The 13026-nt window shown below is 41.2% G+C and carries 9 protein-coding genes and 1 pseudogene; 5 read left to right on the forward strand and 5 right to left on the reverse strand.

From position 1 onward, the window contains the following. Window positions 1–14 precede the first annotated feature (14 nt). Window positions 15–1028, forward strand: a complete 1014-nt coding sequence (locus tag ACN6MY_RS08580; RefSeq protein WP_419883581.1) for a glycosyltransferase family 2 protein — start codon at window positions 15–17, stop codon at window positions 1026–1028. Window positions 1029–1069: 41 nt separating this feature from the next. Then, complete coding sequence (locus ACN6MY_RS08585; protein ID WP_419883582.1) at window positions 1070–1426, forward strand: GtrA family protein; 357 nt, start codon at window positions 1070–1072, stop codon at window positions 1424–1426. 188 nt (window positions 1427–1614) lie between these two features. Here ACN6MY_RS08585 and ACN6MY_RS08590 read toward each other — a convergent pair whose 3' ends face one another. After that, window positions 1615–2847: an aminopeptidase gene (locus ACN6MY_RS08590; protein ID WP_419883583.1), complete on the reverse strand. Its 1233-nt coding sequence runs from the start codon at window positions 2845–2847 to the stop codon at window positions 1615–1617. A gap of 278 nt (window positions 2848–3125) precedes the next feature. Next, on the reverse strand, window positions 3126–4613 hold the full coding sequence (locus ACN6MY_RS08595) for an aldehyde dehydrogenase family protein (RefSeq protein ID WP_071350342.1): 1488 nt from the start codon (window positions 4611–4613) through the stop codon (window positions 3126–3128). Between the two features lie 318 nt (window positions 4614–4931). Between ACN6MY_RS08595 and helD the strand changes: the two genes are divergently transcribed. Both helD and ACN6MY_RS08605 read left to right on the forward strand, forming a co-directional pair. Next, the gene (helD, locus tag ACN6MY_RS08600; protein WP_419883584.1) at window positions 4932–7286 is read left to right on the forward strand and encodes an RNA polymerase recycling motor HelD; all 2355 of its coding nucleotides are present in this window, start codon (window positions 4932–4934) and stop codon (window positions 7284–7286) included. Between the two features lie 520 nt (window positions 7287–7806). Continuing rightward, a complete protein-coding gene (locus tag ACN6MY_RS08605) occupies window positions 7807–8652 on the forward strand; it encodes a manganese catalase family protein (protein ID WP_419883585.1) in 846 nt (281 codons plus the stop codon). Between the two features lie 83 nt (window positions 8653–8735). Here the strand turns inward: ACN6MY_RS08605 and ACN6MY_RS08610 are convergent, their stop codons facing one another. Further along, a complete protein-coding gene (locus ACN6MY_RS08610; protein WP_419884115.1) occupies window positions 8736–9584 on the reverse strand; it encodes a manganese catalase family protein in 849 nt (282 codons plus the stop codon). A 565-nt stretch (window positions 9585–10149) separates the two neighbouring features. Between ACN6MY_RS08610 and ACN6MY_RS08615 the strand changes: the two genes are divergently transcribed. After that, complete coding sequence (locus tag ACN6MY_RS08615; RefSeq protein WP_419883586.1) at window positions 10150–11520, forward strand: amino acid permease; 1371 nt, start codon at window positions 10150–10152, stop codon at window positions 11518–11520. A gap of 105 nt (window positions 11521–11625) precedes the next feature. Here the strand turns inward: ACN6MY_RS08615 and ACN6MY_RS08620 are convergent, their stop codons facing one another. After that, complete coding sequence (locus ACN6MY_RS08620; protein WP_419883587.1) at window positions 11626–11901, reverse strand: YqhV family protein; 276 nt, start codon at window positions 11899–11901, stop codon at window positions 11626–11628. A 59-nt stretch (window positions 11902–11960) separates the two neighbouring features. After that, window positions 11961–12594, reverse strand: a pseudogene (locus tag ACN6MY_RS08625) (LysE family transporter). Window positions 12595–13026 lie beyond the last annotated feature (432 nt).

The raw sequence follows: 13026 nt of genomic DNA on the forward strand, positions 1-13026 counted from the left end.
GGAGGTCATTGATTTTGCACTATCCCGTATTAACGATTGTAGTGCCTTGCTATAATGAGGAAGAAGTTTTCCAGTCGACAGCAACGCAGCTTACATCTGTAATGGAAACACTGATAAGTGATAAGCTTATTTCCGAAGAAAGCAAGCTACTATTTGTCGATGATGGCAGCAAGGATAACACTTGGAAGCTTATTGAGCAGGAAGCGGAAAATAATGAATATGTAAAAGGACTGAAGCTTGCACACAATGCAGGCCATCAAAATGCGCTTTTGGCAGGATTAGCGACGGCAAGCAAGCTTTCTGACTGCGTCATTTCAATTGATGCAGACCTTCAGGATGATGTGAATGTCATTCATAGCTTTGTAGAAAAATATTGGCAAGGATATGATATCGTATATGGCGTGAGAAATGACAGAAGCACAGATACGTTCTTTAAACGAAACACTGCTGTCGGGTATTATCGCTTTATGAACAAAATAGGTATCAGCCTGGTGCCTAATCATGCTGATTTCCGCCTGATGAGCAAAAGAGCCTTGGAAGAATTGCTGAAATACAAAGAGACGAATATTTTCCTGCGGGGAATCATTCCTTTAATCGGGTTTCCTGCAACAGAGGTTGCGTATGCCCGCAAAGAGCGGATGGCAGGGGAATCTAAATATCCTCTGAAAAAAATGATCGCATTTGCCCTGGATGGCATAACATCCTTTAGTATCGCGCCTATCAGGCTTGTGACTGCAGTCGGCTTTCTGGCCTTTTTCATCAGTTTATTGGCAGGAGTCTATAGTTTAATTGTTAAACTGCTGGATCATTCTGTAACTGGCTGGTCGTCGCTCATGATGTCAGTCTGGCTGATTGGAGGACTGCAGCTAATAGGGATAGGCATTATTGGGGAGTATGTCGGGAAGATATTTAAAGAAGTGAAAAAAAGGCCGGTTTATGCCATTGAAACGGATTTATATACACCGTCTTCAGCTGGCCGGCAATCCAATAATTCCTTTAATAACCCGCCTGTTACAGAAGAATGGTGAAACTGCTCTCAGGCTCTTTTATCCGTTTTTTGGCGGTTGGAATGATTAATACACTCATAGGGTTGGCTATTATCTTTACATTCATGAATTTGCTTCATTTTTCCTATTGGACATCCACTTTAATGGGCAATATTATTGGTGCGGCAGTAAGCTATGTATTAAACAGGAAATTTACTTTTAATAGCACCAAAAATCAAGCAGGGAGTGTATTAAGATTTATCCTTGTTATATTAGCCTGCTATTTTATTGCATACGGCCTTGGCTTAAGAGCTGTTCATCTGGCTTTGGGACATCTTCCAGCCATTCCCCAACATTTTGAGGAAAATCTTGCCGTGATAATAGGCATGGGGTTATATACCATTTTGAATTATTTCGGGCAAAAGAAACTGGTTTTCTAAAGTTTAGGCTGTTTTCGCAAACTTTGCCGCTATGGAACTGGTGGTTGATTTCCGCTCCAATCACCCGATTTAACAATGGGATTGCCTCACAGAACTCATTAAAAAACAGCAATCTTTAAGAAAAAAGTCAAAGTTTAATATATAAAACGCCTGGATAGTGAAATCCAGGCGTTTTTGCAATACTACTATTAAAAAGCCCAGTCGCCGTTTCTGAATACAGGCTCTGAGGTTCCATCTTCTTTAATTCCATCAATATCCATTTGATCTGAGCCGATCATGAAGTCTACATGTGTAAGGCTTTCGTTCAGCCCGTTTTCTTCCAATTCCTTTTGGCTCATTTTTTTGCCGCCCTCAATGCAAAAAGCATATGCGCTTCCGATTGCTAAATGGTTTGAGGCATTTTCGTCAAATAGTGTGTTGTAAAATAAAATATTTGATTGGGAAATTGGCGAATTGAAGGGTACAAGTGCAACTTCTCCAAGATAATGTGAACCCTCATCCGTTTCGACAAGCTGCTTTAAGATTTCCTCACCTTCTTCTGCCTTCACTTCTGTGATTCGTCCATCCTTAAAGGTTACAGAGAAGTTATCAATAATGTTTCCGCCATAGCTAAGCGGTTTTGTGCTGGAAACCGTACCATTTACACCAGTTTTCAAAGGAACTGTGAATACTTCCTCAGTTGGCATGTTAGCCATGAATTCATGGCCTTTTTCATTGATGCTGCCGGCACCTACCCATAGATGCTTAGACGGGAGCTCAATGGTCAAATCAGTTCCTGGTGCGCGGTAATGAAGTTTTGTATAGCGTTTTTCATTTAAATATTCCACTTTTTCATGGAGGCTGCTGTCATGGACTTTCCATGCATCTACTGGATTTTCCGCATCGATGCGGGTTGCTTTAAAGATGGCGTCCCAAAGCTTATGTATTCTAGTTTCTGCAGCATCCTCAGGGAAAACTTTATCTGCCCATGCCTGAGAAGGTACGGCAACAATTGACCAGCTAACCTTGTCTGACTGCATATATTGACGGTATTTCTTTAGGGCTGTTCCTGCTGCTTTTTGGAAATTAGCAATTCTTTCTGATTGAATGCCTTTCAGCAGATCAGGGCTTGATGAGATGACCGATAAAAAGGCCGCACCATTTTCAGCTAATTCTATTGTTTCTTTGGCTCTATACTCCGGATATTCGCTGAAAACATCGTCAGGAGCCAGTTCATATTTTGTGCGTCCGACAATATCATCATTCCAGTTAACAATGACATTGCGCGCTCCTGCTTTGTAGGCTTTTTTTACGATTTCCCTTACAAGCTCGGCTCCTTCAAGCATAGTATTGATAACAAGGGTTTGCCCTTCTTGGACGTTTACGCCAACTTTAACGGCAAGCTCTGCGTATTTTTCTAAATTAGTCTGAAAGTTGCTCATTGTTCATTCTCCTTTATCATTATCTACATTTATTGTACTTATTGTTCTATAAAAAAGATACTATTTACTCTGAAAATTTTCACTATAGGAAGGGGAAAGACAGCAAGATACCCGCTTACCCCAAGCGGTAAATCGTATGGCTGACTTATGATGCGCAATACCATGAGAAAGAGCCAAAGAAACATTCTTTGGCTTCTCTCTTAAAATTGGCTGTTTTTCGTAAACTTTGCTGCTGCGGAACAAGGAGGCTGATTTTTGAATCAGCCTCTTTGAGACTATTATCTGCCAAGATTTACCCAGACGCTTTTAACTTCTGTATAATTATTGAGTGCATACGAACCCATTTCGCGGCCCATGCCTGATTGTTTATACCCGCCGAAAGGAGAGGCTGCATCAAAAGCGTTATAGCAGTTGACCCAGACAGTTCCTGCGCGCAGCTTGCTGGCAACATAGTGAGCATTAGAAATGTCTCTTGTCCACAGGCCGGCAGCCAGTCCATATTCGCTTGCATTAGCGCGATTAATCACTTCATCAAGGTCTTCGTATGGAAGTGCAGCGATGACCGGACCAAATATTTCTTCCTTTGCAATGGACATTTCGTCATTGACCGCCGCAAAGATTGTTGGAGAAACGAAGTAACCGTCATCCTGGGGCTTGCTGCCGCCCACAAGCACTTCAGCACCTTCATTTAAGCCTTTTTCGATATAGCCAAGTACACGGTCCTGCTGTTCCTGCGAGACCAGCGGGCCAATCTGTGTATTCGGATCAAGTCCGGCGCCCTGTTTGATGTTTTTAGCATGACTGACCATATCAGCAACCACATTGTCATAGTGTTTCTTTTGGATAAATACACGTGAGCCGGCACAGCAAACCTGGCCCTGGTTAAACATAACCCCATTCAATGCTCCTGGGATTGCTTTTGAGAAATCCGCATCAGGAAGTATGATATTTGGAGATTTTCCACCCAGTTCAAGTGTTACACGCTTCAATGTATATGCTGCAGATTTCATAATCGATTTTCCGACTTCAGTTGATCCGGTAAAGGCGATTTTATCAACAAGCGGATGGTTTACAAGGGATTGTCCTGCAGTTTCACCGAATCCGGGAACAATATTCACTACGCCTGGAGGGAAGCCTGCTTCATTTATCAGTTCGGCTAAATAAAGAGCTGACAGCGGAGTCTGCTCGGCGGGTTTCAATACAACTGTACATCCTGTTGCAAGTGCGGCACCAAGCTTCCACATTGCCATAAGAAGAGGGAAGTTCCATGGAATGATCTGTCCGACAACACCAACCGCTTCATGCCGGGTATAGTTAAAGTAATTTCCGCTCACAGGAATGGTCTGGCCGACGATTTTCGTAGCCCAGCCGGCATAATATCTCATATGCTCAACAGCAAGCGGGATATCTGCATTTGTTGTCTCGCCGATAGGCTTTCCGTTATCAAGGGTCTCCAATTGGGCCAATTCCTGTTTGTTCTGCTCCATCAAATCAGCAAGCTTGTACATCAGATGGCTTCTCTTGGCAGCACTCATTCTTGACCATTTGCCTTCATCAAATGCCTTTCTTGCGGCTTTGACGGCCATATCGATATCAGCCTGGTCTCCTTCGTATACGTCGGCAAGTTTTTCGCCTGTTGCTGGGTTTGGAGTGGAGAAAGTCTTATTAGAAGCACTTTCAACAAATTCCCCGTTAATAAAAAGTTTTTTCGGGCCTTGCAGGAATTTCTGCAATTTTTCGCTAATTTCCAGCGTAAGATTTGCCATGAATACCCTCCTCATTAATTGGTGTAATTGCATCATTTGAAAGCGGTTACATCATCCTTCAGGAATATCATATCGAAAATTAAATGAATATTCAATTATTAATTACCGACAAAAACAATGAAATTTCGCGTTCGTTAAATCTTGAAGAGGAAATCAAGGCATAAAAAAATACAGATGTTGAATCTGCGTAGGGATTGTGGTAGCATAAAATGAGGTTTAAATATTCCGTATGAATTAATTATAATTACCCTACTTTATATTATACACATAATGAATGACGTTGTCAATTAAAAATAATTGGTTGATCAGGAGGCTGCTATGAGGAATTGGGAAGAAGAAATACAGCAAGAGCAAAAACGGGTGAGTGATGTTGTTCATAGAATCAATATCTCGACAGCGGTGTTTATGCAGCAGATAGGTGAAGCAGGAACTGATATTTCGGGCTTGAGAAAAACCTTCTGGGATGATGTCACAGTGAATCTTGATAACCCTGACGATCTTGCAGAAACATATATCAGCATACGTCAGCAGACAGAGCTATTATCTGAGAGAGAGCGGCGGCAGGATCATTCAAGAAAACAGCTGAAATTGCTTAAAAAGCTCAAATACTCCACTTACTTTGGAAGAATAGATTTTATGGAAGCTGGAGAAACAGAGACAGATCAAGTGTATATCGGGATAGGTTCGTTTTATGACGATGAGTCAGACTCTTTTCTGGTCCATGATTGGCGTGCACCAATATCCAGCGTGTATTATGACTATCTGCTGGGTCCTGCTCATTACGATGCTCCTGCAGGGAGGATGGAAGGTACATTAACGCTGAAGAGGCAATATATTATCAAAGAAGGCAAAATCATCAGTATGTTCGATGCCGGTATCACAATTGGAGATGAGTTATTAAAAGAGGTACTAGGCAGCCAGGCTGACAGCCAAATGAAAAGCATCGTTGCGACCATCCAAAAAGAACAAAACTTGATCATCCGGGATGAAAGGAGCAAGCTGCTTATTGTTCAAGGTTCAGCGGGCAGCGGAAAGACATCTTCTGCCCTTCAGCGGATTGCCTTTTTGCTATACCGTGACAGAAACAATATGAATGCAGATCAGATTTTGCTCTTTTCCCCTAACGCACTTTTTAACAGCTATGTGTCTAATGTGCTTCCTGAACTTGGGGAAGAAAATATGCAGCAGACAACTTTCGAACAGTATTTGCTGCAATTTCTCCAGGAAGATTTAAAGATGGAAAGCTTGTTTTCCCAAATGGAATATGTGCTTGCCACATCTGAAGATCCTGGATATCTGTCCAGACTGCAGAATATATCCTTTAAATCTTCTTTAGCGTTCTTGAAAATAATAGAAGAATATCTATTATTTCTTAAGAAGGATGGAATGCTTTTTAAGGATATTATATTTAGAGGCAGCGTGCTTATATCTAAGGAGGAACTTAAAGAGCTGTTTTATAGGGATGGACAATCAATTCCCATCCCAAACAGGCTGGCATTGCTGTCTGAAAAACTGCTCCGCCAAGTCCGGAAAATGGAAATAAATGAAAGAAAGCAATCGTGGGTTGAAGAAGAAATGCAGTATTTAGATAAAGAAGATTATTTAAAAAGCTACAGAAAGGCTTTAAAGCTCAAAAATGGCGATGATAATGATGATTTTTCGGATAGTAAACGGGAGGAAGCCATTTTATCTTCGTATATCGTGAAGAAAAGCTTCAAGCCCATCTATCGTCAAATCAAAACTCTTGGCTTTTTGGATGTTGTTTCTATTTATAAACAGCTATTTCTTGATAAATTGAGTTTTTGGGGAAATCCTTCTTTATTTACTGAGACGTGGGATGAAATTTGTTTAAGTACTTTAAGGATGCTGGATGGAAATGAATTATATTATGAAGACGCAACACCATTGTTATTTTTAAAAGAAGGCCTTGAAGGAGGAAGGAAAAATACAGGAATCCGGCATGTATTTATTGATGAGGCACAGGATTACTCTCCTTTTCAATTCGCTTTCATAAAGAAGGTTTTTCCGAATAGTAAAATGACTGTTCTGGGGGACAGCAGCCAGACCATTTTTGCTCATGGAAATGAATTCGGCATGGATATTCTCTCTGAATTATTTCAGCAGGAAGAAACCAGGAAGATTGAATTAACAAAAAGCTACCGGTCCACTCGTGAAATTGTTGAATTTACAAAATCCCTGCTTATTGATGGAGAGAACATATCGCCATTTAACCGGCCGGGAGTAAAACCGGAAATTATTATATGCCGGCAATCCCAGCATAAAGAAGCGGTAATTAAGGCAGCTGCCAGTCTCCGGGAAAGAGGCCATGAGTCCATTGCTGTTATTTGCAGGACCGAGGGAGAAAGTATTCAGGCTTATCAGGAATTAAAAGACAGCATCCCTCTTAAACTTATCAGACAAGGCAGGGGGGAGTTTGAGGAAGGAATCGTTGTCATTCCTTCTTACCTTGCAAAGGGAATAGAATTTGATGCCGTGATCATTTATAACGGTTCAGAAGCTATATATAATAGAGAATCAGAACGGAAGCTGTTTTATACAGCTTGCACGAGGGCCATGCATGAACTTTATATTGTTTCAGCCGGGACATTGACTTCCTTTGCAGATGAAACTTCAAAATCCTTAGCTTACGTACGGTATCTTAATGCTGAATAATTCAAACGAAAGAGCAATCTACGGGAGATTGCTTTTTTGTTTTCTCTGTAATTTCTATTGGCTCTGTTAGTGTATTGCTGATGTCTTGCATTTTGTTGTGTGAAGAGCATTTGCTTTACTCCTGAAGGATTTTTGTTACAGGAGAGACCCTGCAGGGACCAGGCTGAAGAGGATATGTAAAAAACTATGAAAAGATGATGAAGAAGAAAGGTGTCATGGTTTTTATAGCTGTATTCTTTTTTGTGTTTTTTGGCTCTTTTCTTAAAGATTATTGTTTTTTAATGTGTTCTGTGAGGCGATTCCATTGTTAAGTCAGGTTGATTGGAGCGTAAGGTGCGAGACTCCTGCGGGCTCACCGCCCGCCCCGCGGAAAGCGAGCATCCTGGAGCGGAAATCAACCACCTTGTTCCATAGCAACAAAGTTTACGAAAACAGCCTTTTTTTAAAAATAAGAGTTTGGAAAAATAATCCAGGGGTAGAAAGTATATGAATTATAAAACTAAAGGAGGATTCATAACCTATGTTTCGACATCAAAAAGAATTACAATTTGAAGTGAAAGTTGATCGTCCGGATCCGATGCTTGCCCGTCAGATTCAAGAAGTATTGGGCGGACAATTTGGAGAAATGACAGTCATGATGCAGTACCTCTTTCAGGGATTTAACTGCAGGGGTGAAGAGAAGTACAAAGATATGCTTATGGATATCGGGACTGAGGAAATTGGCCATGTAGAAATGCTGTGCTCTTTAATCAGTCAATTGCTTGACGGTGCAACACCAGCAGATCAGGCGGAAGCAGCTAAGGATCCTGCTATTGCAGCGATTATGGGAGGCATCAATCCGCAGCATCTTCTAGTAAGCGGACTTGGAGGGCTGCCGACCAATTCAAATGGTATTCCCTGGAACGGGGGATATATTGTGGCAAGCGGAAATTTATTAGCGGACATGCGTTCAAACCTGCATGCGGAAAGCCAGGGCCGCCTTCAAGTTGCCCGATTATATCATATGACCAAAGATGAGGGAGTTCGTGCCACTTTCCGTAAAATGCTTGCCCGCGACCGGTATCACCAGTATCAATGGATGGCTGCGATAGCTGAACTGGAAGAGAAAAATGGTGTTGTCGTGCCAGCCTCATTCCCGCCGGAAGCGGAAATGGAATCACAGCAGGAAGCATATGAATTCTGGAACCTGTCAGAAGGTGAAGAATCCTCTGAGGGCCTTTGGGCTCAGGGAACAGCCCCTGATAAATCCGGTGATTTTGTGTATGTGGCAAACCCGGTAGCGAAAGGGCAAATTCCTAATCCGGCAATACCATCTCCTGAACTTCACCATGACCTTGATGATATCAAACAGCGTGTTTCTAAATAAATAAATAAATAAATAAATAACCCCGGATAAAGGTGTTAACATTCCTTTATCCGGGTTTTTTTAATTGAAGCAGTCGGAATAATTTATCGTCCCATGTCTGAAATGCCAGGGCTATGCATGTTGGGTCTTTCAGGAAGCTGCGGAACCGGAAAGCCATTTGGAGGCTGTACCACGGAAAGCTCTCCGCCATTTCGGCTTGGAGTTTGCCCTGAAAAAATTTCGGCAATCCTTGTTTGATCTAATCTGAAGTTAAATTGTACATTATGGAAGCCCATATCAACATACTTTTTACACTCCGGATATTTGTTAATATCATAGTTAGGGACAGGGAAAAGTTTAGCCCAATCGACTCCTAATGTTTCCAAAGCTTTAGCAAAAGCATTTTGGTGGGCATTGTCCCTCACTATCAAGAAAGCAATTGTCTCTCTCAGTGTTTTATTTGAGCTCATTTCATAAATTCTGGATTTTTGTAAAACGCCAGTGGATTCCAGTACCAAATTATCCAGCAAATCAGCAATTAGATTTCCGTGGCTGTATACATAAGAGCCTAGCCAAGGGTTTCCATTCGCATCTTCTGCTACAGAACCGCCCATAATATAGTGGTGCGGCAGGGCATGCTTAATGGCTTCGTCAAATGGAGCTCCATCAATTCCGGAATTCCCGGGAATTTGTGACCCAGAATCATCGAGCAAGGCATTGATGGTATGCTGTACAAGTTCAACATGAGCGATCTCTTCCAGAAAAATTCCTTTAAGAAGATCCCGGTATTGCAGATCTTTTCCACGGAAGTTGCTGCTTTGGAAGAAGAACTGGTTCATGGTCCGCATTTCACCAAACCGGCCGCCTAGCGTTTCCTGAAGAACTTTAGCTGCTGCAGGATCTGGTTTATCTGCAACAATAGGATTAATCAATTCCTCTTTGTAGTAATACATCATATCCCTCCAAGCCAGTATTAAGTTACCCATTTATTATTCCGGACAGGCGGGGAAGTTATACCATATTTCCGTGCAATAGGATAGCGAGCTGGACTTTAAACCAAAACCAATATTCAGCCAAACAAATGACCCTGGCATATCGCCGGGGTTTTATTTTTAGAGTTAGCTAGAAGTGCTCAATGATGTTCTTCTTTTAAATAAATGCTGTTTTCGTAAACTTTGCTGCTATGGAACAAGGTGGCTGATTTCCGCTAATCTAAGCAGGAGTCTCGCACCTTACGCTTCGATCAAACGATTAACAATGGGATCGCCTCACAGTACTCATTAAAAAAAATCTTTAAGAAAAGAGTCTAAATAAATGAAGGGTGATGGACTTGGGTGAATAATTAAATCCTCTGCATTTCATAATAATAAGAATGTTAGGTGAGTTCCATGCAGTGGAGAATTTGAATTAAGGTGATATCCAACATTAATGGTTTTTTAACTGCAAAGCTTAAAGTTACAGCGCGTTTGTGAAAGTATAAAATAGAGGGTTCCATTAATGATGAACAGGAGGGGTTTCATGAGTCAATCAGGGTGTGTAACAGGAGGAAGTAAACCAGCCACTTCAAGTAAAGGGCAAATGAAATGGTGGCAGCTGTCTTTAATGGGAATTGGGTGTACAATTGGTACCGGTTATTTCCTCGGGTCAAGCATAGGGATAAAAACAACTGGCCCTTCTATTGTTTTTTCCTTTATCTTAGCTGCAATTGGCACCTACATCGTTTTTAATGTGCTTGCAAAAATGACTTCCGATGACCCGCATGAAGGATCTTTTTGTTATTATGCGAAAACTGCTTATGGAAATTGGGCAGGTTTTAGCTGCGGCTGGAACTACTGGAGTTCTAATATCCTCATTATCGGGAGTCAGCTGACTGCACTTTCTATCCTTTCAAAGTTTTGGTTCCATCAGGTGCCTCTTTGGGTTTTCGCCGCTGGTTATGCAGTGGCATCGATTGGAGTGGTGCTTCTCGGCACAAAAGGGTTTGATAAAGTTGAGGGGATTCTTGCCGTCGTCAAAACGGCTGCCATTTTTATGTTTATTGTTATTGCGGCAGCTGCTATATTCGGATGGATTCATGGAGATGGAAGCTCTATACACTTTCCGAAAAAGTCTCATGAAATCTTTCCTGAAGGGTTTAAAGGATTTTGGGCTTCACTCATTTATGCATTTTACGCATTTGGAGGCATTGAAGTAATCGGCCTTATGGCAATGCAGCTGAAAAAGAAGGAAGAAGCCCCGAAATCGGGGATTGTCATGCTGATTCTGCTCACTATCATATATGTCATTTCTTTGGTATTAGCGGTAAGCATGGTTTCATATGAAGGATTCAATGACAAGGAAAGTCCGTTTGTTAAAGCGCTGGAAAATTTCCACCTTGCCTTTTTTCCTCATGTATTTAATGGAGCTATCATTATTGCAGGTTTTTCAACGATGACCGCTTCACTTTTCGGTGTTACAACTTTGCTGGCTACGATGGCGGAGGATGGGGATGCCCCTTCTTTTTTTGGTAAAAAAATAAGGAAAATGAAGGATTTGCCTCTGCCATCCTTAGGACTTGCAGCAATAGGGCTGCTTGCTTCTATTATTACTGCACTTTTATTGCCGGGAAAAATATACGAATATATTACAACGGCAGCAGGTATTCTGATTCTGTATAATTGGCTGTTCATAATTATATCTTCACTGAAAATCCTAAAAATGAAGGTCATAGCAAAAGTAATGGCTTTCATCGGGCTGGCCCTGATGCTTGCAGCCATCAGCGGGACGGCTCTGGAAAAAGATATCCGGCCGGGCTTGTTTGTGAGCTTGGGTGTGGTCGTGCTGATTGCCTGTGTAGCGGTTGTGAAAAATAAAATTCAAGGAAAGAAAAAGACTGCTGAAGAATCTTAAATCCGGGATGATAAAGACACATTGGATTTTATTGAAGAGGATGCGACATGTCCCTTACAGCAGGATAAATTAGGACAACCGCTGGATGCTCCGAATTTTATCCTGCTATTTACTTTTTACACCTATTAAGATAAGAGTAACACCCAAAAATATACAGACGATTTTAACAAGAGAAAGTTTTTCGGAAATCCCAATCAGGCCTATCGTGGTCGTGAGTATTAAAACAATTGGCCCGATTAACGATAGAGAGCTGTTTACCATAAGTGCTTTCTCAATATCATTCAGCTTGTACATAAGGATGGCGGCCGATATTTCAATACTTCCAGAGATGAGCCGTAAAAAAGCCATAATAAGCACCGTTTTCTCAATTGCTATAAACATTGACATCCCCCAACTTCGGATTGAGCTAATTCTTGTTCTATGGTTAATAAATGGACATGTCACCCCGCCAAAGCTGCTATTCCTTGGGAACCAAAGTAAACTCCAAACCCGATCAGCGATATGCCACTGATAATAGATATGGCTTTAAGGCTTGTGGTATTTAAAAACTTCCTGAAGCCAGTGGTCAGTGCAGCAACGAATATATCCCACAAAGTTAACCCGGCAAAAATCATTGAACTATAAATTAATAGTTTGCCGTTTCCATTTACTTGTGCTGTTTTGGCCAAAACTGATCCGTAAATTCCAAGCCAAAATAAGATAGATAATGGACTGGTGATAGACATGATAAAACCTGTTAAAAAGCACTTGAAAATAGGATTCTTTTTTTCTGCTTAGTGAGAGGGTAATGGAGTTAGCCTTAAAAATACTTTCTGTCCCGGTATATATATGGATAAATCCTCCAAATAACCACAAGAAAATTTGGACGATGGGTATGGACAGGAACTGAACCATGCCTAAATAAACAAGCAGCATAAAAACCGCGTCTGCTACCATTGATCCCGCACCAACAAACCAAGCATGCCAAAAGCCGTTTTTGATTCCCTTATCAAGGCGTGCTGAATTAACCGGACCAATTGGCGCTGCTAAAGTTAATCCTAAAAGTATGTAACTGATTAGTATGCTGATACTCAAGGGGACATGAACACCTCCATAAGTTACAACTTGTACATTTTATGACCTGCCTTCCTTTCTAATGCCTGACAAAGTGAGATGGGTATATTTTTAAGCAGCTAGAAGCATAAATTTTTTTAGAATTATTAATGTCCAGGGTACAGGGATTTTTAGACAGAGCCCCAGACATATACAACTTGGACAGGGGAAAGGGCGGAGATCGTTCAATATCTCGCTAAGTGGAAAAGGGCAGCGTTAAGCAGGGATAGATTCGAGAGAGTGAAGGGCTGGTTGTGAATATGAAGTAGGTGAAGGGAAACTTTTATAACAATTTTTTAGGCAAATGCATGATTTTTATAGAAATTAGCAAAAACGAATTTTTGTTTTTAATATTTTATATCACAAAAGTATTTAATTAAAAAAGGTGCGGGAAAATTGCCATCTCCATGCACC

Origin of the sequence: Peribacillus sp. B-H-3 (assembly GCF_048572925.1) — a bacterium.
In the GTDB taxonomy this organism is placed as follows: Bacteria; Bacillota; Bacilli; order Bacillales; family DSM-1321; genus Peribacillus.